Below are 24,251 nucleotides of genomic sequence, written 5' to 3'. Positions count from 1 at the left end.
ACGGGCTTTTTTAATGTGTATGTTATTTAAAACTTTCTTTTATTTTTTCGGTTAGGTCAACCTCTATCATGCGTTGTGCAATATTGATCATGTTTTTAAAAGCAGTGGTACCACTAATACCATGGCCAATAATTACAGGTTTTGCAACGCCTAAAACAGGTACACCACCATAGGTTTCAAAATTAAAACGCTCAAAATGTTCGTCGGTAATATTTCTACGTTTTACAATATCGTACACACTTTCAGCAAGTTTTAATACTACATTACCTGTAAAACCTTCACAAACCATAACATCACTTTTATCAATTAAAATATCACGACCTTCAATATTGCCAATAAAGTTGATGTGCTTGTTTTCATTTAATAAAGGGTAGGTTGCTTGTGCTAAAATATTGCCTTTACCTTCTTCTTCACCTAAATTAACCAGCCCTGTTTTAGGATGCTTAATTTTTAAAACATGTTCAGCAAATAAAGAACCTAGTACAGCGAATTGGTTGAGGTTTTCTGGCTTACAATCAGCGTTTAAACCAACATCAACCAACAACCCTAACGAACCATTTTCACGGGGCATGTAGGCGCCAATGGTTGGTCGTAATACACCTTCAATAGTTTTGATGCTAAATAAAGCACCCACCATCATTGCGCCTGTATTTCCGGCACTTATGAATGCATCTATTTTGCCGCTAGCTAATAAATGAAAACCAATAGCGATGGAGCTTTGTTGTTTTTCTTTTAATGCTTTTGTAGGGTGTTCGTGCATTTCAATTACCTGTGGTGCATGTACAATATGGTACTGCGTAGCAGGTAAAGAATAAGTTGCAAGGAGCGGTGTTATTTTTTCTTCATCACCTATTAAAGCTAGTTGCACAGTGGTGTGGTTTTCGGCAAAAAAAGCTGCCGCACCTTTCACTGCTTCAAGTGGCGCAAAATCGCCCCCCATCATGTCGAGCCCAATAGTGATCATTACAAGAAAATTTAAAAATTAAAAATTCCAAAGCAGAAAATGTTGTGTAACATCATCAACCCTGGAATAAAATATTTTAATCAGTAAAATTATACTGCTCTTAATGGCGCTTTTTCAGACACTAATTTTCCTTTGTAGTACAATTTACCTTCACTTACGTGTGCACGATGACGTACATGCGTTTCGCCTGTAGTACCATCGATACTTAAAGTTGGTTCAGTTGCCTTATAATGCGTTCTTCTTTTTGCACTGCGTTGCTGACTATGGCGCCTTTTTGGATTTGGCATGACTTGTTTATTTTAGTATTGAGTAATTAATATTAAAAGTAGGTTTTTAAGCCGTACTAATTTTGTTTAAATTTATCTAATCCTTTCCAGATGTTGTTTTCTTTTACGATTTCAGTGTTTGCTGCCATTTCTTTGAGTTTATTCAACACTTCTTCATTACAAAGTGAATGGCCTGCTGCATCATTACCACAAACATTTTGAGTGGGTATACTTAGCATTACAAATTCGTATAACCAATCGCTAACATCTAAATGACTTTCGTTTCGTTCAATGTAGAAAATATCAGGATCTTCTTCTTCTTCATTTGCCTCATCCGCATTATCCGTTAATTTTACTACTACATTAAACTCATCCCAAAGATCTATTTTGAGGATATTGCCGCAACGATCGCAGTTTACTGCTGCTTTACCACCTGTTGCAAATTTGAGTAACATGAAACCAACATTTTTTTCAAGTGTTAATTTTACGTTCGCCTCAATTTCTTCAATACCTTCAGCACCTTTATCTGTAAAAAAAGCCGTGTTCAAGTCATATTCAAATGAGTGTTCACCCATTTTTAAACCCACAAAAGCAATTTCGTACAACCGCTTAGTTCCCATGGCTTTCTTTTTAAAGGATTGCAAATGTACATCTTTATTTTTAATTTTTATAAGTTAACCTGCATTATAGTGCTTAAAATGCCTCATTTTTGGTAAATATTTTACATAAATATATGAAACAAAGCCAACGACCCTCATATTTACTCCTATTATTGCTCTTTATGTACATTTTTATACGATGGTATAGTAGCGATGTACAACGAGTGGAAGAAGGTTATAGTACTCAATTTTATCCTAAACTGGCCAATACATTTAGGCTTTGTGTGGGTGGGCTACCCTTTAGTTTGGGTGATATTTTATGGGCATTACTTATTATTTGGCTACTTTATAAATTAGTACAATGCTTTATATTTTTTTGGAAGCCAAATAGATTACAGCGGTTGAAGTTGTTGCTTTGGCAACCCTTGTTCAAGTTTATTCAAACATTGGCTGTTGTATACATCATTTTTAATGTATGTTGGGGTATTAATTATAACCGACAAGGCATAGCAACGCAATTGGGATTATCGTTGGATGAATATACCGTTAAAGAGTTGGCTGCCATAAATGATGTATTGGTATTTAAAATAAACCACTCAAAGGCTCAATTATTGGTGCATCAATGTAAGCCTTTGTCAACAGATAGTTTATATTCATTCACAGTTGCTGCCTATCAAAATGTATCAAAAAAGTACTCATTTTTAACGTACCATCATCCTGCCATTAAAACTTCACTTTGGGGTTGGGTAGGCAACTACACTGGTTTTTTAGGATACTATAACCCCATAACAGGAGAGGCACAAGTGAATACTACCGTACCTGCTTTTACGCAGCCATTCACTGCTTGTCATGAAGTGGCCCACCAATTAGGCTATGCAAAAGAAATGGAAGCAAATTTTGTAGGTTATTTAGCCGCATCAGCTAGCAATGATGAACGTTTTAAATATGCGGTGTATACTGATTTGTTTACTTATGCTAATCGTACTTTATATATTGCTGATACCATGTTGGCCAGAAAATACCAACGTTTATTAGCACCCGACGTTTTGAAAGATTTTAAAGAACGTAGGGCTTTTTATAATGCTCATAGAAGTTTTATGGAGCCTATTATTCGATTTTTATACAGTAAATTTTTACAAAGTAACCAACAGCCAATGGGTATATTGAGTTATGATGAAGTAACCAGTTTTATAATTGCTTACTATAAAAAATTTGGCACTATTTAAGTTACTATTAAAGCATATTCATCTTTTAAAATTACATACATTGAAAAATATATTCAAACTCATTATTTCTATTGCAATACCATTAGCAGTGGGGGCTATATCAGGTTATTTTACACAAAGCTCAGTAACTACATGGTTTGTAACATTAAATAAGCCCAGTTTTAACCCACCAAGTTGGGTATTTGCCCCAGTGTGGACAACCCTCTACATAATGATGGGTATAGCTTTTTACATTATTTGGAAAAGCCATGCTAAGTTAGAAAAGCGTTACACCGGTTACACCTATTATTGGTTACAATTAGCGGCAAATTTTTTATGGAGCTTTTTGTTTTTTTATTACAGACAACCAGGTTGGGCTTTAATAGATATTGTTTTGATGTTTATTTTAATATCATGTACCATCATCAGTTTTAGGAAAGTTTCAAAAACAGCTGCTTGGTTGCTAGTGCCTTATTTATGTTGGGTAACTTTTGCAACTGCTTTGAATTTTGAAATTTGGAGATTGAATTAATGTTGCATTTATAATGTACCGTTAAGTTACTTACAGTAACTAGCTTTCATTTTTAACAGTTGCTCTTTCAGCTGCCATTACTTTTAAAGAGTGAATACTTACGTTCAATTCAAAACCTATGAGTAACGCTAACGAATTGATGAAGATGAGTGCCATTACCATCATAATAGTACCAATAGAACCATACAATGCATTGTAACGAGCAAAATTACTTACAAAAATGGAGAATACTAATGATGAAAAAAGACTTAAAGTAGTTGCTAAAATAGTGCCTGGTGAGGAGAAGCGCCATCTTTTTTGAACAGCTGGTGCATATTTAAAAATTACACCAATTATTAAGTATACTAATACAATAATTAAACCCCACCGAATATAAGTGATCACAGCCCTTGCAGTGGTACTTTGTACAACCATTTTTAATAAGGCTCCTTGCATAATTAATAACAATAAATAGGCAAGCAACAATCCAAAAATTAAAATAGTAAGTCGTAGTGCAACGCCTCTTTTTTGTAAACCTTTGCGTTGCTCAAAACCAACATAATTTTTATTAAAAGAACGCATAATACCCATCATTCCGTTTGACGAGAAGAACAACGTTAGTAATAACCCAAAAGATAGTAACCCAATTTTATTGCCATCAATAAAACTATCAACAAAAACCATTACTTGTTTATTATAATCTGGCGATGGAATAATATCTCTGATTAAACTATGTAGTTGAACTTTGATGGTTCTTTTTGAAATAAACGGAAGGTTGGGTATCAACGTAAAAATAAATAATAAAGAGGGTGGTATGGCCATGATGAAATTGTAGGCAATGGCTGAGGCTCTTTCTGTAAGTCCTTGTCTTTTTACTTGATTCCTAAAAAATTGTAACACATCATACAATGCTAAGCCTTCAAACCCAGGAGGGTACCAGTTTTTACTCTTTCGTATTAAAAAAGGGATAGGCGTATATGATAATATGATACGTTGAAACTTGGTCACTTGTTCATTTACTTTTGTTGTTTGCTCAATATCAATTCATCTAATGCTTGTTGGTATGCTTTTGCAAATACTAAATGTTCAGCATAAGTTGTAGCAAAGTTTGAGTAGCCTTTAAAATCGGGTTTGGCAACAAAAAACATATAAGTTGTAGTAGGTGCGTTTAACACAGCATCAATGGTAGTAGTGGCTGGTGTACAAATAGGCCCCGGCGGTAAGCCAAGGTTTTGGTAGGTATTATAAGGCGATGGGTATTTTAAATGCCCTTTTAAAATGCGTTTTAAACCAAAATCTCTCATGGCATATTTCACAGTTGGGTCGGCTTCTAATTTATTGTTACTGTTTATGCGATTTATATATACGCTGGCGATTAATGGCTTATCACTCGGCATGTTTGTTTCTTCTTCTACAATACTTGCCATAGTATACACTTGTTGGGTTGTGAGGTTTTTTTGTGCTGCTTTTTGTAAACGTTCAGTGTTCCAAAACTTTTGAGATTCATCGTACAAGCGATTGAATAATTTACCAAAACTAGTATTCCATTTCAAAAGGTAGGTATTAGGAATTACGGCTGTCATTACAGTATTGGTATCTAACTTATAAGCTGCTAATGAATCGTTGTTGGTTAAAAATTGTATGACTGCTGTTGAATCACACTCAAAATTTTTAGCAATTTTACTAGCTAAATCTTCTTTAGTTCGCAATTTATTAATGACCAAACGTACAGGGCTTTGTGTACCTGCTTTTAGCATACGTACCAAACTTATTACACTACTGTTATTTTTAATTTCATATTTACCTGGTTTAATGTTGTTTGGGTATTTTACTTGTTTGGCTATTTTATCAAAAAAGAAACCATTGCTAATAATGTTTTCGCTCTTTAATTGCTTCACTACATCTTCATAAGAAGTGCCTGTTTTGATGTAAAAAAATTTACTGACTGGGCTTGAAACAGTTGGCCCGAATAGTTGCCAAGCTACAAAGCCTCCCAGTAATACCAAAATAACGGCGATGTAAGTAATAGTTTTTTTCATTAAATGATGTTGTACGTAATATGCTGTAATGTATGAAAATATAAAAATAAAAAACCCTGCCTTTACTAAAGCAGGGCAATTATATAAATTAAATGTAAATTATTTTTTTGGACTATCAACTTTTGGTGTAGTTGTCATGGTGCCCGTATTTGCAGGTACAGCTGGTTTTGCAGCCGGCGCTACAGTATTTTTTAATAAATCATCATTAGAAGAAGATGAAGAGGCATTTTTTGGAATAAAAGCTGGTGATACTAAACATAAAATACCAACTACTGCGGCAAATATCCAAGTACCTTTTTCTAATACATCTGTTGTTTGCTTTACACCCATTAATTGGTTGCTAATACCGCTTAAAGAGCCAGATAAACCGCCACCCTTAGGGTTTTGAATTAACACAATGAAACCTAAAATTACAGATGCTACAATGATTAAAATTCCGAATATTACTAACATGTTACTTTTTTAATGATTCAATTTTGGCTGCAAAGTAAGTATTTTTTGCAGGATTTATCAAACTTAATTTTGAATAAATATCGATAGCTCGTTGGTTTTTACCTTGCTGCTCATAGGCAATTGCCATAGCTTCCGTTAAAATTTCGGCTTCGTTATTACTTTTTTCGGCTAAAGATTGCACTGCTTTTTCAATTTGTTTGCTTACTTCAGGCAATTTATCAGGATGTACTTTTTTCATGGTTTTAAGCCATGATGTAAAGCTTTTGAGCTGCATGCCTAATTTATCATCTTTCAACATTTCGGCAGTTAATTTAATGCCTTGCGATGCAAAATAATCGGTAGCATGCAACGGTTCAAAAAGCAACGGCTCTTTTGCAGGTGCAGCAGTTGTTGTTATTTGTGTAAGCGCATTATCATTAGTGGTAGCCACTTCTACCATTTCATTAGTTGCATTTTCATCAACTTTATCAGTATCATCAGCATCTTCTATGGTAATGGTACTTTCATTTACTTTTTGATCAATATTATTTAATTGCGCATTCAATAAATAGGGGTTATCAAAAAACAAGGCTGTTTTGTTGGCAGTTTCATTATAATCAGCTGCATTTACAGTTTTATTTTTTAATAAAAAGTAATGTGCCACCGCAAAATAGGGGTGTTGTTTAGTAATATTGTGAAGAAAGTCAGCATCATTGGCTGAACCTGAAAACATAGATTTATATAGCGCTGCTTGCATATTACTAAATTACCAATTTGAAAATATTTTATTAAAAATTTCATCTACAATACCCGTAACAATTCTAGGAGTTAAGCTACTTTCAGCATCAGATAAAGTAAGCTGTGCAGAAAAATCTTCGTAACGTGTGATATCTACTTCAAAATTTTTTGTTGGGTCGAGTGTATTTTTAAAAATAAGGTGAAAACCAATATTTAAACGGTTGGTACTCGTTGCATTGTTTGTAATGTTAACCGTTGATGGATAATATTGGCTTACATAACCACTGATATCATAATGAGCATCATCTTCATTCGTTTGTTTTAAACGAGTAATGTTGATGATTTTTCTTTTTAAGCTCTCCGTAAGTTGTGGACTCAATTGTGCATTTACAAACTGTGCTTTATTCTCTAAATAGTTTACCCTAAAAGTTTTTACCTCAGCAGGAATAGGCGATGCGTCTCTAAATGAATATTTACATGAGGCGTAATTAAATACGCAACACAACAGCAGTAATAATGCAATTAAAGGTATTTTTTTAATGATAGTTTGTAACATTTTTTTTGATAAAGATGATTGAAATGGTTGTTATAATATTTACAAATCTTCAATATCGTATTCTTTTAATTTACGGTACAAGGTTCGTTCGCTAATTCCTAAATCAAGCGAAGCATCTCTGCGTTTGCCTCGGTGTTTTTTAAGTGCTTTTATGATCAGTTCTTTTTCTTTATCCATAATGCTGAGTGATTCTTCCACATCTTCATGGTGTTGAATATCAACACTAGCATCGTGGTGTAAAATTACGGGTTGTGTTGCAGCATTTGTAAACCCACTGTTGTTATTAATGGTGCTCAGTTCCCTAAAAGTGTTACTGTCATTGCTAAAACTTGCATTGGCTGCTGCGGTAGGATTTTGTAAAATATCAAAAAACATTTTTTTGAGTTCATTTACATCTTTCTTCATATCGAAAAAGAGCTTGTATAAAATTTCTCTTTCGTTGGCAAACTCACTTTGAGCCTCTGCACTACTACTAGCTGCTAAAACGGGCAAACGTGGGTTATTGTTTTGTGGTAAAAATGAACGCAGCTGTTCGCCATTCACGTTTTTATCTTTACTTAAAACGGATATTTGTTCTGCAATATTTTTAAGTTCTCTAACATTACCCGGAAAAGCATATTGTGATAAAATAGTACGAGCTTCATCAGTTAATTGTATGCTACTTGTTTTGTATTTATCAGCAAAGTCAGTTGTAAATTTTCTGAACAATAAAATAATATCTTCTTTACGATCACGAAGCGCCGGAACCCTTATAGGTACTGTGTTCAAACGATAATATAAATCTTCTCTAAACCTACCTTTACTGGTGTACTCTAACAGCTCTTTGTTGGTAGCTGCAATTACCCGTACATCTGTTTTTTGTACTTTACTGCTACCTACTCTTATATATTCACCTGTTTCTAAAACCCTTAATAAACGAGCTTGTGTACCCAACGGCATTTCACCAATTTCATCTAAAAAAATGGTGCCACCGTTTACGGTTTCAAAATAACCTTTTCTGCTATCTGTAGCACCGGTGAATGAGCCTTTTTCGTGACCAAATAATTCAGAATCGATAGTGCCCTCAGGTATGGCACCACAGTTTACAGCAATAAATGGATTGTGTTTACGGGCAGATAAAGCATGAATGATATGTGCAAACACCTCTTTACCAACACCACTTTCGCCATTAATGAGCACACTCAAATCAGTATTAGATACTTGTGATGCTACATTTAAGGCATAGTTCAACGATGGCGAATTACCAATGATGCCAAACCTATTTTTTATTGATTGTAAATCCATTTCAATGAATTTTTTTAGTACAGAAATTTATTAATTAATCACTTCACCAAACAAGGTACCTGCTGTACAATGCGTAATTTTTATGTTTACGTAATCGCCTTTTTTATGTTGCCCTTTATCGAAAATAACTACTTTGTTTTGATCAGTTCGACCTTGCAATTGTTCATCACTTTTTTTCGAAAAACCCTCAGCCAATACTTTAAACGTTTTACCAACTTCTTTTTGCATTGAAACCAAAGAATGCCCTCTGTACAAATCAACCAATTCTTGTAGCCTTCTTTTTTTAGTTTCTAATGGTACATCATCTTCAAACCTACGGGCAGCAAGTGTTCCTGGTCGTTCAGAGTAATAATATAAGTATGCTAAATCGTATTTACAATAATCAAACAATGATAATGATGCTTGGTGGTCTTCTTCTGTTTCTGTACAAAAGCCAGTAATCATATCAGTTGATAAACCACAATCAGGTAAAATTTCTCTTATTCTATCTACCTTGGCAAGGTACCATTCACGGCTGTAGGTACGGTTCATTAATTGTAATATTCTGCTGCTGCCGCTTTGTACAGGCAAATGTATGTAGTTGCAAATGTTGTCGTACTTTTTCATGGTAAACAACACATCATCAGTAATATCTTTTGGGTGCGATGTTGAAAAACGAACCCTTAAATCAGGAGAAATTAAGGCCACCATTTCAAGCAATTTAGCAAAGCTTATGGCTTCGTCAACGCCTTGTTGTTGTGGTGCTTGGTAGTAGCTGTCAACATTTTGGCCGAGCAACGTTACTTCTTTATAACCATCGTTAAAAAGGGCTTCGCATTCACTTACAATACTTGCGGCATTTCTGCTACGTTCTCTTCCTCTTGTAAAAGGTACCACACAAAATGAACACATATTATTGCAACCCCTCATGATACTTACAAAAGCGGTTACGCCATTGCTATTGAGGCGTATAGGTGCAATATCAGCATAGGTTTCATCTCTACTTAATAAGACGTTCACCCCTTTTTGTCCTCCATAAGCTTCTTCAATTAAGCCAGGTAAACTGCGGTAGGCATCGGGCCCCACAACAATATCAACAAGTTTTTCTTCTTCTAAAAAAGTGCCTTTGAGGCGTTCAGCCATACAGCCTAACACACCTACTACTACACCGGGGCGACTGCGTTTGAATTTTTTAAATTCCGTTAAACGTTTGCGTACAGTTGCTTCTGCTTTTTCTCTAATGGAGCAGGTGTTTATTAAAATTAAATCGGCCAAAGCTGGCTCGGTTACGGCACCAAAGCCTTGCTCACCTAAAATGGAAGCCACTACTTCGCTATCAGCAAAGTTCATAGCACAGCCATAACTTTCTATATAAAATTTTTTGGTAGTAGTATCTAAAGATGATTGAAAAGGTGCAAAAGCTTCACCTTGTCGTGCTTCATCATGCTCTTTCGTTGTAAGTAACGCATCCATGCTGTAAACTAAATTAAGGCTGCAAAGATAACCTTTACTGCTTTAAAAATGACATGTTGACAGTATTAATATTCGTTAAAATGCTTTACTAAATTCAATATGTAGGTTGCTATCTTCTTTTGAAAATGCGTAAGATGTTGAAACAATCAATTTTTTAAAAGGCGCAAGAGTGAATCCCAAACCATAACCAGTGTGCCAAATACGATTTGTTTCGCCTTTTAGCCACACTTTACCTACATCATACAATCCAAAAAAGCCAATTGGGCCATTATAAAGGTATGACTGAACATTGGTAAAATAGCGTATTTCGTTTTGGTTAAAAATGGTACTGTTACCATAAAAACGTTCACGTTGGTAGCCTCTTAAGGTTTCAGTACCACCCACATAATCATATTGAAAAAACTGTGGTTTACCAGCTAAAGTTGAGCCTCCAGCCCTTAAAACAATGCTCCACTTTTTTGAAAGTGGTAAAAAGTAATTGGCTTCTGTACCAATTTTAAATACGGTAGCGGCTGATGTTGTATTGGTGGTAATGTTACTTTTTATTTTTAGTGCAAAGCCTTTGGTGGGTATAAGTGAATCATTTATTTTTTGGTAAATATAAGTAGCATCAGCCCCAACAAAACTTTCATGACTTTTTAAAGAAGGTGTGTTGTAAATGTTTTGTTTAGCAATGTATCTGCTACTATCATTTAGTAACCGATAGGTTTTATAGCTGCCACCAATGCTCCATTTCTGTTGATTGGCTATCGTTTTTTCGAGGTTCATTTTTACAATGAATTCTTTGGAACGCATGCGGTAAAAGTCCCTGTTTTTGGTGTTTAAGGTTGATGCATTGCCTAAGCCGTAAAAGTTGGTCCAACGCACTGCATCGTAATTGATGTAGTTATTTAAATCCCATTTACCAGTAATAGCCTTATAAGTGCTTTTGTAAGTGCCGCTGTAAGCATTTTGCATAATGGAGTACCTAAAATCAATATAATGTTGGTAAGCAAACGGCTTTTTGGGCCAACGTTGTTGCGTTAATTTATAAATGATACCTAAATAAAAACGATCGGCATTATCGTAATAAAAAATAGGACTGACTCCTTTTTTACTAAACTTAAAATCATCATAATGATAACGATTGATATTGCTATCGCTGCTTTGTTTGATGTTTTGAAAAGTAAGTGTTTGTTGATAATCGTAAATAATCACTTTTGAATTTGGAGTAATTTGATTAGTATCTTTTACATAAATATTTTTAGCAGCACCACTGATGATGATTATTTTTAAACCATTGGTTTGGTTGGGCAGCTGGTATACATCTTCACCGTTTATGCTGTACAACCTAATTTGTTTGGTTTCGTTATTTTTAAAAACACGTTTGTATACTAGTTTATTCAATACAGCATTACTGATGGTAATACTTAAAGCGTTGTTATTTACAGGTGTTATTTGTAAAATTTCGTTTGCCGCAGTAGTAGGTATTACCACTTCTTTTGCTAAAAAATAATAATATTCAGTAGCCCATTTTTGTAATTGTGTACGCCTATTTTTTAAAGTAAAAGCTATATTGTTTTTTGTAGCTGCATTGAAGTTAGCTGGCAAATTATTCACAGCATTATTGATAACACTATCTGTTAAGCTGTTTTGTAATTGAGCTGCTAATTGTTGCCATTGCGTAAGTGATAGTTGGTTCAGTAAAAGTTGATCTATGTGGATGCTGGCTTCATTAAAAATTGCTATATCTTTTATTTTATTTTTAAAACTATGAATAGTATTTAGTTGAGCTACACTATTGAATAAATTAGTAAGTTTTCCGTTAGATGTGGTGAAAGCAGTATTGTAATTGACTGCAATAGGAAAATATTTTGTACCAGTATTAGTTTGCTCAATGCCCCATTGCCATTGTGTTTCATTATGGTCGTATACACCCACCCACATATCAAAAAGTCTATTTTTTAAATACAGTTCATCATCAACGCTATATTGATTACTGGTAAGTAAATTTTGTAATAACGTTGCTGTATTGATGCAGTTATAATTTTTTGAATTGACGTTTTTGATATTTGCTGCTGCTAATAATGGCGCAATAATATTGTAGTGAAATGGGAGTGTGGTACTAGCTTCATCATTTGCAATATTTTCAATAAACGATCCCTTGTAAATAGGTGCTAAGCTGGTATTGATGTTTGAAATTGTATCTAATTGAGTAGACCAAATACTACGATTATTTTTGCCAAAAATAACCTTGTATAAAAAAGGTTTTTGAAAGCTAGAAGGTTCAGCAATACTTTTAGTTGGACGTTGCTGTGCAAATGAAAAGTAGGTAGATGTAAAACTTAAAAAACTGAATACAATTTTTAAAAATAAAGAGCCATTAATTTTCAACTGCATTCGTATGTGTTTTTTATATAAAACGTAAAATCATGCCATGCTTTAATGTGAATAAATCTTTTCAAAACTATGATATGATATTATAAGTATTACCCCAAACAGGGGTAATACTTACACTCTATACGAATTTATTAGCCAACCAGGTTTGCTTTACTGGCGATGGCCATCTTTCCATTAAATCTTTTTTGGTGAGGATGGTATTATCAAAATAAAGCGTATCAGGTGTTATAAAATTATTGGTAATGGCATAATTTAATTGCGAAAGTGGAATTTGCTCTACTTTGTCTTTTATGTAAAAAGCTAATAACAACCTATCAAACATATTCACGTTGTACTTACTTTCAATCGCTTTAATTAACCTTACTGAACTATCGGTACTGCAACCGCTTACACCCGTAGCATTTTCATCAGCCATTAGTACAACAAACCTTCCAAAAAATATGTTAGCGTAACCTTTTACAGGGGTACCATGACTTTTCCAATTCGTTACAAATTCTTGTAACATGGTTTCAATATCAAGCAACTCACTCATAAAAAAAATACGGTTACATTGGTAAATCCATACCCTTGAGGATGCTGCAAAATCTTCAGGTAAATGTTCACTTATATCAAACGACATCATGCTAATTTTTTTCGCAATAAATTATTATAAACTAGCTGCTACTAATTCAGCAATATCTAAAACAGCTACTTCGTCTTCTTTTTCTTTGTTTTTTACACCATCGGTCATCATCGTATTGCAAAACGGACAAGCAGCTGCAATTACACTAGCGCCAGTGGCTAAGGCTTCATTTGAACGTTCTATATTGATGCGTACATCACCATGTTCTTCTTCTTTAAACATTTGTGCACCACCTGCGCCACAGCACAAACCATTACTTTTACAACGTTTCATTTCCACCAATTCCACATCTAATGCCTCTAACACTTTACGAGGCGCTTCATAAATACCATTGGCCCTACCGAGGTAACAACTATCGTGGTAAGTAATTTTTTTACCTTTAAAGGCACCATTTTCTGTCATGGTTATTTTACCGCTATCAATAAGTTGTTGCAAAAAGGTTGCATGATGAATTACTTCATAATTGCCACCCAATGCAGGGTATTCATTTTTAAAAATGTTGAAACAATGCGGACAAGCAGTTACAATTTTTTTAATACCATATCCATCTAATATTTGAATATTTTGATAAGCCATCATTTGAAACATAAACTCATTACCTGCCCTACGTGCAGGGTCGCCAGTACACATTTCTTCCTTGCCTAAAATGGCATATTTAGTGCCTGTTTTATCTAAAATTGTTGCAAAGGCTTTGGTGATTTTTTGTGCTCGTTGATCAAAACTACCTGCACAACCTACCCAAAAAAGTATTTCAGGTGTTTCTCCTGCTGCCATTAACTCGGCCATAATTGGTACTTGCATACACTTCAAAAATTTTGTACAACAAAGTAACTAACATTTTGTTATGGATGTTTGCCGTATTGGATTTATTTTTGCAGATTAATTGAAGATTTGAAAAAACTATTAGCAAAAATTACGAATTGGGAAGCTTGGCCATTTGCATTCATTTATGCACCTGTGGCGCCAATGTGGGTTTGGTACATGTTAAAATCGAAAGCTGTTTGGTTTTTTACACCCAGTAACCCCAAATTAACTTTTGGTGGTATGGAAGGTGAACCCAAAAAAGAAATGTATGCGTTGCTGCCACAACACCTATATCCAACTACGTTTAATGTACAACCTCAGCAAACATTTGAAAGTATTGTAGCAACACTACAACAACACGATATACAATACCCATTTATTGTAAAGCCTGAAGTGGGCGGACAAGGCATTCTTTTCAGGAAAATTGATGATGAGGCGGCACTTGCTCATTACCACAGCATTGTTACGGTTGAGTATATTGTACAACAAATGGTACATTTTCCTATTGAGGTAAGTGTATTTCATATTAAACACCCAGCTGCAGTAAAAGGAACTATCACTGGTTTTTTGCATAAAATTCCATTACATGTTGTGGGTGATGGTAACAGCACACTTGAGGCTTTAATGAAGGCACACCCTAAAGCTTCGTTACGTATAGATGAATTGTATACTAAGCACCAACATAATTGGCAAAATATAATACCGGTTGGCGAAAAATATATTTTGAGTTATGCTGCAAATCATAACAGGGGCGCTCATTTCATAGATTTGAAACATGAAATTGATGATCAATTGTTATCCATATTTGATGGACTTAGTACACAAATCAATGACTTTTTTTATGGTAGGTATGATATTATGTGCAATAGTATTGAAGAATTAAAGCAAGGCGAAAATTTTACTATTTTAGAATACAACGGTTGTGGTGCTGAGCCTAATCATTTTTACGATACCGGATACACTTTACGAGCAGCACACAAAGAAATTTTAAAACATTGGAAAGCCTTGTATGAAATAAGTAAATACAATGCAGCTAAGGGTATTAAACCATGGTCGTTTGTAAAAGGGTACAAATTTTTAAAAGCAACGAAAGCCCTTATGAAGCATATGAAAGCTGTTGATGCCCAAATTGGCTAAAAAGGTTTGCCGTGGGTAAGACTAATTAAATATTGCGTAAGTCGCTTACTACGCTTCATACAATTCACTAAAATATTGGTTACTAATTTTCGGCCGAATAAATATTGAACGGTTTTACCTGTTGCTAAACGAGTAGCAAATTGTTTACGCCAGTTGCTGCTGTATTGCAGTTCCATAGTGGCTCTTGTAACATTACCCTTTAAAAAACTTGATATAGCTTGCGCTGCTAATTTTGAGCCATGCATGGCCATGCTCATACCGTTGCCACATAAAGGCGTAATCATACCAGCGGCATCACCTAACATGAGTACATGATTTTCAACATTCGCCTTTTTACTAAAACTTACTTGTGATATGGATAGCGGTGCATCGTACAATTTTTTCATGTTTTGAAAAGTATGTTTAAGATGTGGATTTTCAGATAAAATCAGTTGTTCCGCTTTTTCAATTGAATTACCTGCTTTTTTAAGGTTGGTTGCTTTGGTTAAATAACAAACACAATATTTGCCATCTTCAATTTTTGACATACCACAGTACCCATCTTTAAAATTATGTAAGGCAATTACATCATCAGGAAAATCCATGGTGACATGGTATTTTATGCCAACATAATTATTGAGCCTGCTTGATGTTTTTGAGAGAAACGGTCGTTTCCATTTTACATCAATATTGCTGCGCTTGCCCCATGAGCCGGCACAAACTTTACTTTTAAAAATACCTTTGCTTGTGTGTATGGTAAATAGTTCGTCGTTAAAAATTACATCTGTTGCCTTACAATCATCTAACAAATGCACACCTTTTTGTATGGCTAATTGTTTCAATTCAAAATCTAACTTATGCCTACTAATACCAAAACCTCCCAATTGTAATGGTGCATGTAAAGCGCTGCCGTTAGGGCTGGTTACCCATAGTTTTTTTATGATCGGCAAATCCATTGTTTCTAATGGAATACCAATTTCGTTATTAAGAAAATGCCAACTTTCTAAGCTAATATATTCACCACAAACTTTGTGATAAGGGTAAGTTTCTTTTTCAAATAGTACTACGTTGTAACCTTGCTGAGCCAATTGAATGGAAAGGTTCAATCCGGCTAAACCACCACCAATAATTGCGGTATCGTATACGATTGTTTCCATTATTTTTTACAAATAATTAAATACCTAAAAGCCCATTTCCAATGAATTTTGTATTGTTGAATGCCTGCTTTTTGAAAAAGTATTTCCCATTCTTTTCTTTTAAATCCTCTGGTTACAGAAATTGGTCCATCATTTTTTACCATGTACGACTTTGAAAATATTTTTGTAAGCCATTTAATAAGATGATAAGCAATGGGGTGCCGTTGCAAATCGTTTATAAAAAAACCTTGTTCACTGTTATGATACATCCATTGCAACATGGTAACCAAATGCTCGTCGCTAAAATGATGACAAAAAAGCGATGAAAAAATGAGGGTAGGCTTTTTTTCGAATATTACTTTGCTATAATCGCTGGCTATCCATTTTGCTGGTAGTTGTGGGTATTGCGATGCTGCAAATGCAGTACAAGCTTCAATTAAATCAATACCAATATAGGTTGTAGTTGGTTTATTTTTTATGCTATCAATGGCAGCTAAATTATCGCCACCACCACAACCAATTTCACAAATTTGAATAGGCTTATTTGAATTGTTTTTTAGAAATTGTTTTACTGCAACTTTTGTAATAGCATGTCCGCCTAATAAAGTGTTGATGCTATTTAATTCCTTCATACACTGAATAACATCTTCGAAAGGAAGATGAGGTTCATCTAAAATTTCGGTTTGTGTTGACCTGTAAGTTACATTAACCATAAGTTGCAGTGAAGGTTTCCATTGTTAAGCCTGGCCCAAATGCTGCACCAAATATAGTTTCATTTGTGGCATTTGTTTGTTGTAAATTTTCTAAAATCTTTTTTAATACAAACAAAATTGTGGGAGAGCTCATGTTGCCGTAATCATTCAATACATCATAAGAAAATTGTAATGCTGTATTTTGCAAGTGCATACTATCTTCAATACTCTGCAATATTTTTTTACCGCCAGGGTGAACACACCATTGTGTAACATCTTTTTTTGTTAAGTTACTTTTTTGTAGTGCATTGGTTACTAGTTTATCAAAATCGGCTTTTACAAGTTCGGGAATGTAGCCACTCAAGGTCATTAAAAAACCTGTGGGTGATAGTTCCCAAGCCATATCTTTTTTACCTTTAAAACTAACTTCTGCATAAAAATTTTGTAGTTGTAAGCCCTTGTGTTGATGTTGTGCTTGCATTAAAAAGGCAGCACAACCATCAGCAAATAAAAGTGAAGCTGTTAAATTATCAACTGTGTAAGCAGATTGAAAATGGAGCGTACAAAATTCTGTACAAACAACTACTACATTGGCATTAGGGTTGGTTTTACAAAAAGCATCGGCCAATCTCATACCATGTATGGCAGCATAACAACCCATAAAATTGATGGATGTTCTTACAATGTTATTCGGCAAATCCATTGCTTCCATAATTTGTAAATCTAACCCTGGAGCACTCATACCCGTACAACTCACGGTAATGAGGTGTGTAATATCATTTTTATTGATGAAAGGTGCAATACAATCTTCAATTACTTTCACTGAAAGTGGCGCTGCAAATTGGTTATACAATGCCATGCGTTGTGCAATATCTGGTACTTGGGTTTTGCCATCTTCTAATGAAAAAAAATTGCGTTCACTTGCTGGTACACAAAAATCTTTTATAATAGAATGGCGATATGCTATACCGCTTTGGTTGTATAAAAAACGAAGTTTTCTACTGTCTTGTTCGTTGCTATTAAAAGTGGCATCAGCAAAATTGAATAAATCTTTCTGTAAATGTTTGTACGCTGGTACGCCGGTTGCTATGGAAACTATATTACTCAAAGTATAATTTTTATAATCTTTCATTAAAGTTATTTGTATAAACTTTAATATTGATGAACAGTGTTTACTTGCAACACACAATAATGTTATTGCAAGAGGTACATGAAACGTGCCACAAAATAATGGTACTACAATGTACGATATATGCACCTTAAACGATTTTTTAGTGGTTACGCTTTTTGGAGTTACTTTACATTTTAAAAATTGAGGTTATGAAATTTGTGATGTGTATTATTTGTTGCTGTTGCTTACAGGCATTTGGTCAAAAATACCAATTGGTTAATGAAGCTAGTAAATGCCATTTTGAAATTAAAAACTTTGGTATCAATACCGGTGGCGATATTGGTGGTATAAATGGTTTTATCAATTTAAATCCGCAATTATTGGGTTACGCAACAGTTAATGTAACCTTACAAGTAGCTACTATTGATACTGATAATAAAGCCCGTGACCAACATTTAAAAAAAGAAGATTATTTTGATGTAGCAAATTATCCTACCATGCAATTGGTGAGCACACAAATTTTAGCAACCACCCAGCCGCATCATTACATTTTAAAAGGTAACCTAACTATTAAGAATAAAACGGTTGCTGTTGAGTTTCCATTTGTAGTAACGCAAAAAAATGACGGTATATTTTTAACAGGTGGTTTCACAATAAATAGACAAACATTTGGCGTAGGGGGTAGTAGTGCTGTACTTTCAAATAAAGTAAAAATTAGTATTAATGCTTTTGCAAAAGCATTATAATTGCAAATAGTTATGCAAAAATTAATTAAAGTTTTTTGTTGGGGATTGGGAATCAGTTTTTTAGGGTCGCTGCCGTTAGGTACTTTAAATGTGGCAGCTATGCAAATTGGTATATATGAAGGTATTTACAATGCTTTATTGTTTTCAGTTGGGTCATTAATTGTTGAAATGATTTATGTACGGTTTTCATTAATTGGTATTGATTGGATTATGAAACAACAACGGTTAATGAAAATTTTAGAGTGGATCACTTTAGGCATCATCATAGCATTGGCAGTAGGTAGTTTTTTAGCAGCAATGAAAGGTGATGGTGCTTCAAAAAATGTGGTGCTCAATAACAATATGCATCGGTTTTTATTAGGTATGTTTATGTGTGCAATAAACCCTGTTCAAATACCTTTTTGGTTTGGTTGGAGTACAGTACTATTTCAGAAAAAAATTTTAGCGCCATCACCATCACAATACAACAGTTACATTGTTGGTATTGGTTTAGGTACACTAATGGGTAATGCAGTATTTATTTTTGGTGGCAAATATTTAGTAGAAAAAATTGGTAATAGTCAACAGTACATAAACTGGATAATAGGGGGCATTTTTACAATTACTGCATTGATACAATTATTTAAGATGCTCACTAAGAAAGATGCTATTTCTAATTTTAAAAAGAAACAAGCATTGTAAAAAGATGTAAATAAAAAGCCCATCATTTTGTGATGGGCTTTTTTATAAAATATTTCAGCATTTACAATTTGTTTATTTTTTCAAGCAATTTACTGGCTAAATCTTTATCAAGTTTAGCTAATTCGTTTTGAACAGCAGTTGCTTCTTTTTTCTTTTTTTGGTCAACAAATACAAAGCCTTTGTAATAATAGCAAAGGGCATTTTCTTTGTCAATTTCAATGCCTTTTTCTAAAGTTTTTAAAGCATCATCATTATTGTCTGTCATGTAATAAGCATACCCTAATTCACTGTAAGCAGAGCTGTTGTTTTTGTTGATATCGAGTGCTTTTTTAAGTGGTTGAATTGCATCTTTATATTTTTGGGTATCGTTATAAAGCCAACCCAAACCGTAGTAAGCGCCCCCAGCATTTGGGTTTAAGGTAATAGCTTTTTGATAAGCTTCTATGCTTTCTTCAACTTTAATTGGGTCAAAATTTCTCCTGTATACATCACCCAAACCAGTGTAAGCAGTGGCATTTGGTTTTATTGCAATCGATTTATTGTAAGCTTCAACCGCTTCATTATTTTTCTTTAAACTGTAATAAGCAAAGCCTAGTTCATAAAAAGTTTCAAACTCTTCTTTAATAGCGTTTGCTTTATTTAACCAAGTAATGGCTTCGTCGTATTTGCCTAATTCATTATAATCATAACCAATATAAAATGGTAAATCACTATCTTCCGCATCATAAAAATAAGCTGATTTAAATGTTTCAATCGCATCTTCAATTTTATCAACCTTATTATAAATTAAAGCTAATTGTTTGTAGCCACTTGGGTCTTCGCCTTCTAATTCAATAAATTTTTTATAACTAACAATAGCGTCGTTGTATTTTTGCTGGTTTTTGTAAGCATAACCTAACTCGTAATATGCAGCACTATAATCAGGCGTTAAAACAGTTGCTTTTTTAAGAGCAGTTATTGCTTCGTTATAATTTTCTAATTCATTAAGGCACCAACCTAATTGGTAAAATGTTTTATCATTTTTATCATCTATAGCAGCTGATTTTTTGAATGCCTCAAGTGCTTCTTTAAACTGGTCTTTTTCTTTTAAACTAATACCTTTATCGTACCACTCTGTTGCTGTTTTTTGAGCGTTAACTGTTATTGATAAACATAGTAATAAAACTAGTGCTGATAACAATTTTGATATTTTTTTCATGTTGGTTTGTTTTGGTAAAAGTATTGTTTGTTGTATTGTAATTTATACCCAATTGAGGGTATTTTAAGCATTCATTTCTGTTGCCCATTTGTCTCTTTCATCAGGACTTAACTTCCATGGTGCATAATTATTTTCAATATTACTAAACATGCCATTCCACTCTTGTGGTGCATTACTATCTTCCATAATTAAACTACGGCGTAGTTCAAAAATAATTTCAAGTGGGCTAATACTTACCGGACATTCTTCAACACATGCATTACACGATGTACAAGCCCTCAATTCTTCAACCGTAATGTAATCGTTTAATAATGTTTTACCATCATCTACAAACGAGCCGTTTTTTGCAATATTTTTACCTACTTCTTCTAAACGATCTCTGGTATTCATCATTATTTTACGTGGGCTCAATAATTTGCCTGTCATATTTGCTGGGCATGCACTTGAACACCTTCCACATTCAGTACATGAGTATGCATCTAACAAATTTTTCCACTTCAAATCAAAAATATCTTTAGCGCCAAATTTCATTGGTGCAGCTTCACCTGTTGGTGCTAACTCTGGTTGCATCATATACTTTACTTCATTTTGTACATGCACCATGTTGTTCATTTCACCTACAGGTTGTAAACGGGCATAATATGCGTTAGGGAAAGCTAGTATTACATGCAAGTGTTTGCTGTAAGGTAAATAATTTAAGAAAATGAAAATGCCCGTAATATGCAACCACCAACAACTACGTTCAATAATGGTAAGTGTTTCAACAGAAAAACCACTAAACCAAGGTGCCATAAAGCCTGAAATTACAAAGTCGCCTGTTGCTTTGTAATGCTCAGCACCTTTGAGTTGTAGGGCACTGTCAGTTGCGTTCATGGTTAAAAACAATGCCATCAACACAATTTCAGTGATCAAAATATAATTGGCATCGCTACGAGGCCATCCGTTTAAATCTTTACTGATAAAACGTTTTAGTTTGATGATATTTCTTCTAGCTAAAAACACCACACATACGGCTGTTACGCCAAAAGCTAAAATTTCAAAAAAGTTAATAGCAAATGTGTAAAAACTACCTAAGGTTTCAAAAAATATACGGTGTGTTCCTGCAATTCCATCAATCAATATTTCTAAAACTTCAATATTAATGATAATGAAACCTGCATAAATAATTAAATGCATTATGGCCACAAATGGATTTTTAAACATCTTTTTTTGGCCTAATGCTAATAACATTAAGTTTTTCCAACGCAACGATTTTTGATCGTTTAAGTTTTCAGGCAATCCCAAAAAAATATTTCTTCTAATTTGAGTGATGTTTTTGGTGAATAAGCCTACTGCCGCAGCAAACAACAACACAAACGCAATTTGACCTAAGTAATGCATAGTTTAAATTATATAGCGTAAAGTTATAGTAAATACAGTTTCATTATTAATCATAAGGACTTAATTTTATGAATCAATAAAAGTAATGTTGCTTTAATGCTACTTTTTAAAACAGCTAACCTAATATGATTTTAACCGAAACAACTGCCGATAAAAAATTACGCCGAATGGCACTCGAAATTGCTGAACGTAATTTGCACCAAAACGAAATTATTATCATTGGTATAAAGGAAAATGGTATTTACATTGCTCATAAAATAGCCCATTATTTGAAAGAATATTTTAAAGGAAACATACATACCATCGCTTTAACTATTAATAAAAAAAGCTGTACTGATATTTCATTAAGTGAGCCTATTGCCTTACATAATAAAGCGATATTGTTAATTGATGATGTAGCAAACAGTGGTAAAACAATGATGTATGCAATTGAGTCATTGCTAAATCAACATCCTTCACAAATAGAAACTTTGGCGTTGGTTGAGCGGATGCATAAAACTTTTCCTGTGGCATTAAATTATGTAGGCCTATCAGTTGCTACTACAACGGCACAGCATATTGTGGTTACTGTTAATGAAGGTGTTGTAAAGGGTGCATCTATAATAAATGAGTAATATATTTTAAAATAATTATATAAGTTGTATTAAATATTTACATTTGATTGTCAATTATTTGTAACATTTTTATATTAATAGAAATCACCAAATATTATTAATGTAAACAGTTATTTTTGTAAAATGAGTACAGTTTCCAACGAAATGCTTTCTGTTTTTTTAGCTGATGACGATGCAGATGATCGTTTATTGTTTGAAGAGGCATTAATGGAAGTGAACAATGAGGTAAAATTAACTACTGCCAATAATGGTGAGTTACTGCTACAATCACTTGATGAAAATACGCCACCCAAACCACATTTAATTTTTTTAGATTTAAACATGCCCGTAAAAAATGGTATGGAATGTTTAGAAGATTTAAAGAAAGATGATAATTATAAAGATGTACCTGTGGTGATTTTTTCAACTTCTTGTCAGCAAGAAGCCATGGACCAGGTATATAAAAAAGGTGCAAACTACTACATGTGTAAGCCTGATAATTTTCAAAAATTAAAGCAACTACTCAAGCACATTTTAAATTTTACTTCAGAAGATTTATTGGTAAGGCCAACAAGAGAGAATTTTTACATTGCATCATAATAACTGCTGTTACATTAATTTTATAAGCAAAGGAGCAAAATGATGCCTACTTGCTACTTAAAAATGTAGCCAATTAAATTTAAACCCGTTTCTCGAATATTCTAATGATGGGGTAGGGAACTTTACAATGTTCAATATATTTAAAAGCAATTTTACGCCTTTCTTTTTCGTTTTAATTTTTGTAAAATCAATATCGGGTGCTAAATACCATTGGCGGTACCGCTTAATATCGGGCCTATTAAAAGTTACATTGCCTAGCTTATCAGTATCATAATTACTATTGGCCCCAAATAAACCTTCGGCACCGGTGCCAATACTCACTTGCAACCAAGCTGGTATATTGCTTTTAGGAAAAAAAGGTTTTAGTGTAGTGCTGAGCCAATAGGTTTGGCCGTTATAATCTTTTAAAAATCGTTCAGCGCCACTTTTACCAAATATTTCATTACTTCTAGCATTTAAAGTAGCATCGTTGTATTTTTTTCGGTGAAACGAAAATTTAAACTGTATGCGTTGTTCATCCCAAGCAAACTCTTGTGCCACCAATAAACCACTACCAGCAATATTAGCCGCAAAATCGCCCCAACTCCAGCCCCATTCAGCACTAAAGCCATCAAGTGTTTCAATAGCTGTTTGGTAAAAGGCACCACTAAAGCCACCAATTAAAATGCGTTTGTTACGGCTAATGCCCGTCCACCGCCATAACTCCATACTAGCTTTACTTTCCGCATAAGCACTATAGGCATGGCCAATTTTATCAATTTGTAACCATTCGCTGTTATCATCAAACGTATGAAACTTACTCTGCGGATAATCTTTATACCAAGCGGCATACAAACCAACCATAGCAGCACTGTACCCAGCAATATTTGCGATAGCAATTGTTTTTACTCTTTTTTTATTAAAAGGGTAGGTTGTATTGTTGTTTACAATTAAATTGGGTTTTGTTTGCGTAGTATCTATTACAGCAGTTGAATCAGGTACATTACCAACTTGAGCAAACAGCCTCAAATAGGGCAGTGTGCTGCAAAAAAAGATGAATAATGTTTTAAATGTTGAAGTGAGTGACACAACGATGTTGAAAAATGATAAAATGCTTGAAACAAAAATACTAGATATACTGTAAACAGATACGAATATTATATTTTTG

At 33.9% G+C, this 24,251-nt stretch carries 26 protein-coding genes; 7 read left to right on the top strand and 19 right to left on the bottom strand.

Features of this window, described 5'->3' with window-relative positions; translation table 11 throughout:
• Positions 1-22: 22 nt before the first annotated feature.
• The 3 genes from plsX to ACFOWM_RS03790 form a co-directional block, all read right to left on the bottom strand.
• Positions 23-964 (bottom strand): phosphate acyltransferase PlsX, encoded by a 942-nt coding sequence (gene plsX, locus ACFOWM_RS03800; protein ID WP_379707295.1) that lies wholly within the window; start codon positions 962-964, stop codon positions 23-25.
• An 89-nt stretch (positions 965-1,053) separates the two neighbouring features.
• The gene (gene rpmF, locus ACFOWM_RS03795) at positions 1,054-1,251 is read right to left on the bottom strand and encodes a 50S ribosomal protein L32 (protein WP_379707292.1); all 198 of its coding nucleotides are present in this window, start codon (positions 1,249-1,251) and stop codon (positions 1,054-1,056) included.
• 56 nt (positions 1,252-1,307) lie between these two features.
• A complete protein-coding gene (locus ACFOWM_RS03790; RefSeq protein WP_379707289.1) occupies positions 1,308-1,850 on the bottom strand; it encodes a YceD family protein in 543 nt (180 codons plus the stop codon).
• A 161-nt stretch (positions 1,851-2,011) separates the two neighbouring features.
• On the opposite strand from ACFOWM_RS03790, the gene ACFOWM_RS03785 reads away from it, so the two are divergent.
• Together ACFOWM_RS03785 and ACFOWM_RS03780 are read left to right on the top strand one after the other, a co-directional pair.
• Positions 2,012-3,055 carry a DUF3810 domain-containing protein gene (locus tag ACFOWM_RS03785; RefSeq protein WP_379707287.1) on the top strand — a complete coding sequence of 348 codons (1,044 nt, stop codon included), beginning with the start codon at positions 2,012-2,014 and terminating at the stop codon, positions 3,053-3,055.
• Between the two features lie 40 nt (positions 3,056-3,095).
• Entirely contained in the window at positions 3,096-3,566 is a 471-nt protein-coding gene (locus tag ACFOWM_RS03780; RefSeq protein ID WP_379707284.1) for a TspO/MBR family protein, read from the top strand.
• Between the two features lie 39 nt (positions 3,567-3,605).
• Here the strand turns inward: ACFOWM_RS03780 and ACFOWM_RS03775 are convergent, their stop codons facing one another.
• The 10 genes from ACFOWM_RS03775 to ACFOWM_RS03730 form a co-directional block, all read right to left on the bottom strand.
• Positions 3,606-4,553 carry a YihY/virulence factor BrkB family protein gene (locus ACFOWM_RS03775; protein ID WP_379707281.1) on the bottom strand — a complete coding sequence of 316 codons (948 nt, stop codon included), beginning with the start codon at positions 4,551-4,553 and terminating at the stop codon, positions 3,606-3,608.
• A gap of 8 nt (positions 4,554-4,561) precedes the next feature.
• Positions 4,562-5,584: an endolytic transglycosylase MltG gene (gene mltG, locus ACFOWM_RS03770; RefSeq protein ID WP_379707278.1), complete on the bottom strand. Its 1,023-nt coding sequence runs from the start codon at positions 5,582-5,584 to the stop codon at positions 4,562-4,564.
• A 99-nt stretch (positions 5,585-5,683) separates the two neighbouring features.
• The gene (secG, locus tag ACFOWM_RS03765) at positions 5,684-6,037 is read right to left on the bottom strand and encodes a preprotein translocase subunit SecG (protein WP_379707275.1); all 354 of its coding nucleotides are present in this window, start codon (positions 6,035-6,037) and stop codon (positions 5,684-5,686) included.
• A gap of 1 nt (position 6,038) precedes the next feature.
• The gene (locus ACFOWM_RS03760) at positions 6,039-6,773 is read right to left on the bottom strand and encodes a hypothetical protein (RefSeq protein WP_379707272.1); all 735 of its coding nucleotides are present in this window, start codon (positions 6,771-6,773) and stop codon (positions 6,039-6,041) included.
• Positions 6,774-6,782: 9 nt separating this feature from the next.
• Positions 6,783-7,310 (bottom strand): LPS assembly lipoprotein LptE, encoded by a 528-nt coding sequence (gene lptE, locus ACFOWM_RS03755; protein ID WP_379707269.1) that lies wholly within the window; start codon positions 7,308-7,310, stop codon positions 6,783-6,785.
• Positions 7,311-7,349: 39 nt separating this feature from the next.
• Complete coding sequence (locus ACFOWM_RS03750) at positions 7,350-8,594, bottom strand: sigma-54 interaction domain-containing protein (protein WP_379707266.1); 1,245 nt, start codon at positions 8,592-8,594, stop codon at positions 7,350-7,352.
• A 30-nt stretch (positions 8,595-8,624) separates the two neighbouring features.
• Positions 8,625-10,046, bottom strand: coding sequence for a tRNA (N6-isopentenyl adenosine(37)-C2)-methylthiotransferase MiaB (gene miaB, locus ACFOWM_RS03745; RefSeq protein ID WP_379707263.1), 1,422 nt, complete (start codon positions 10,044-10,046; stop codon positions 8,625-8,627).
• A 75-nt stretch (positions 10,047-10,121) separates the two neighbouring features.
• Positions 10,122-12,425 (bottom strand): hypothetical protein, encoded by a 2,304-nt coding sequence (locus ACFOWM_RS03740; RefSeq protein WP_379707259.1) that lies wholly within the window; start codon positions 12,423-12,425, stop codon positions 10,122-10,124.
• Between the two features lie 118 nt (positions 12,426-12,543).
• On the bottom strand, positions 12,544-13,047 hold the full coding sequence (locus ACFOWM_RS03735) for a hypothetical protein (protein WP_379707256.1): 504 nt from the start codon (positions 13,045-13,047) through the stop codon (positions 12,544-12,546).
• 24 nt (positions 13,048-13,071) lie between these two features.
• The gene (locus ACFOWM_RS03730; RefSeq protein WP_379707253.1) at positions 13,072-13,848 is read right to left on the bottom strand and encodes a (Fe-S)-binding protein; all 777 of its coding nucleotides are present in this window, start codon (positions 13,846-13,848) and stop codon (positions 13,072-13,074) included.
• A 90-nt stretch (positions 13,849-13,938) separates the two neighbouring features.
• Here ACFOWM_RS03730 and ACFOWM_RS03725 point away from each other — a divergent pair, with 90 nt between their 5' ends.
• The gene (locus ACFOWM_RS03725; protein WP_379707250.1) at positions 13,939-14,988 is read left to right on the top strand and encodes a hypothetical protein; all 1,050 of its coding nucleotides are present in this window, start codon (positions 13,939-13,941) and stop codon (positions 14,986-14,988) included.
• On the opposite strand, the gene ACFOWM_RS03720 is transcribed toward ACFOWM_RS03725, so the two are convergent.
• Genes ACFOWM_RS03720 through ACFOWM_RS03710 form a run of 3 tightly spaced genes read right to left on the bottom strand, consistent with a single transcriptional unit; the run spans position 14,985 to position 17,927 of the window.
• Entirely contained in the window at positions 14,985-16,124 is a 1,140-nt protein-coding gene (locus ACFOWM_RS03720) for an NAD(P)/FAD-dependent oxidoreductase (RefSeq protein ID WP_379707247.1), read from the bottom strand. The genes ACFOWM_RS03725 and ACFOWM_RS03720 overlap by 4 nt on opposite strands.
• A complete protein-coding gene (locus tag ACFOWM_RS03715) occupies positions 16,124-16,816 on the bottom strand; it encodes a methyltransferase domain-containing protein (RefSeq protein WP_379707243.1) in 693 nt (230 codons plus the stop codon). Before ACFOWM_RS03715 ends, ACFOWM_RS03720 begins: the two co-directional genes overlap by 1 nt.
• Positions 16,809-17,927, bottom strand: coding sequence for a type III polyketide synthase (locus ACFOWM_RS03710; protein WP_379707240.1), 1,119 nt, complete (start codon positions 17,925-17,927; stop codon positions 16,809-16,811). Before ACFOWM_RS03710 ends, ACFOWM_RS03715 begins: the two co-directional genes overlap by 8 nt.
• 188 nt (positions 17,928-18,115) lie before the next feature.
• On the opposite strand from ACFOWM_RS03710, the gene ACFOWM_RS03705 reads away from it, so the two are divergent.
• Both ACFOWM_RS03705 and ACFOWM_RS03700 read left to right on the top strand, forming a co-directional pair.
• Positions 18,116-18,652, top strand: coding sequence for a YceI family protein (locus ACFOWM_RS03705; RefSeq protein WP_379707237.1), 537 nt, complete (start codon positions 18,116-18,118; stop codon positions 18,650-18,652).
• Between the two features lie 12 nt (positions 18,653-18,664).
• Complete coding sequence (locus ACFOWM_RS03700) at positions 18,665-19,333, top strand: LysE family translocator (RefSeq protein ID WP_379707234.1); 669 nt, start codon at positions 18,665-18,667, stop codon at positions 19,331-19,333.
• 61 nt (positions 19,334-19,394) lie between these two features.
• Here ACFOWM_RS03700 and ACFOWM_RS03695 read toward each other — a convergent pair whose 3' ends face one another.
• Both ACFOWM_RS03695 and ACFOWM_RS03690 read right to left on the bottom strand, forming a co-directional pair.
• Complete coding sequence (locus tag ACFOWM_RS03695; protein WP_379707231.1) at positions 19,395-20,531, bottom strand: tetratricopeptide repeat protein; 1,137 nt, start codon at positions 20,529-20,531, stop codon at positions 19,395-19,397.
• Between the two features lie 63 nt (positions 20,532-20,594).
• Positions 20,595-21,911 carry a 4Fe-4S dicluster domain-containing protein gene (locus ACFOWM_RS03690; protein ID WP_379707228.1) on the bottom strand — a complete coding sequence of 439 codons (1,317 nt, stop codon included), beginning with the start codon at positions 21,909-21,911 and terminating at the stop codon, positions 20,595-20,597.
• A gap of 125 nt (positions 21,912-22,036) precedes the next feature.
• Here ACFOWM_RS03690 and ACFOWM_RS03685 point away from each other — a divergent pair, with 125 nt between their 5' ends.
• Both ACFOWM_RS03685 and ACFOWM_RS03680 read left to right on the top strand, forming a co-directional pair.
• Positions 22,037-22,525 carry a phosphoribosyltransferase family protein gene (locus tag ACFOWM_RS03685; protein ID WP_379707225.1) on the top strand — a complete coding sequence of 163 codons (489 nt, stop codon included), beginning with the start codon at positions 22,037-22,039 and terminating at the stop codon, positions 22,523-22,525.
• A 123-nt stretch (positions 22,526-22,648) separates the two neighbouring features.
• Complete coding sequence (locus ACFOWM_RS03680) at positions 22,649-23,104, top strand: response regulator (protein WP_379707222.1); 456 nt, start codon at positions 22,649-22,651, stop codon at positions 23,102-23,104.
• Positions 23,105-23,161: 57 nt separating this feature from the next.
• Here ACFOWM_RS03680 and ACFOWM_RS03675 read toward each other — a convergent pair whose 3' ends face one another.
• Positions 23,162-24,112 (bottom strand): DUF2279 domain-containing protein, encoded by a 951-nt coding sequence (locus tag ACFOWM_RS03675; RefSeq protein ID WP_379707219.1) that lies wholly within the window; start codon positions 24,110-24,112, stop codon positions 23,162-23,164.
• Positions 24,113-24,251 lie beyond the last annotated feature (139 nt).

Origin of the sequence: Ferruginibacter yonginensis (assembly GCF_042651465.1) — a bacterium.
Classification (GTDB): Bacteria; Bacteroidota; Bacteroidia; order Chitinophagales; family Chitinophagaceae; genus Ferruginibacter; species Ferruginibacter yonginensis.
This window is presented reverse-complemented; position numbering and strand designations above follow the sequence as displayed.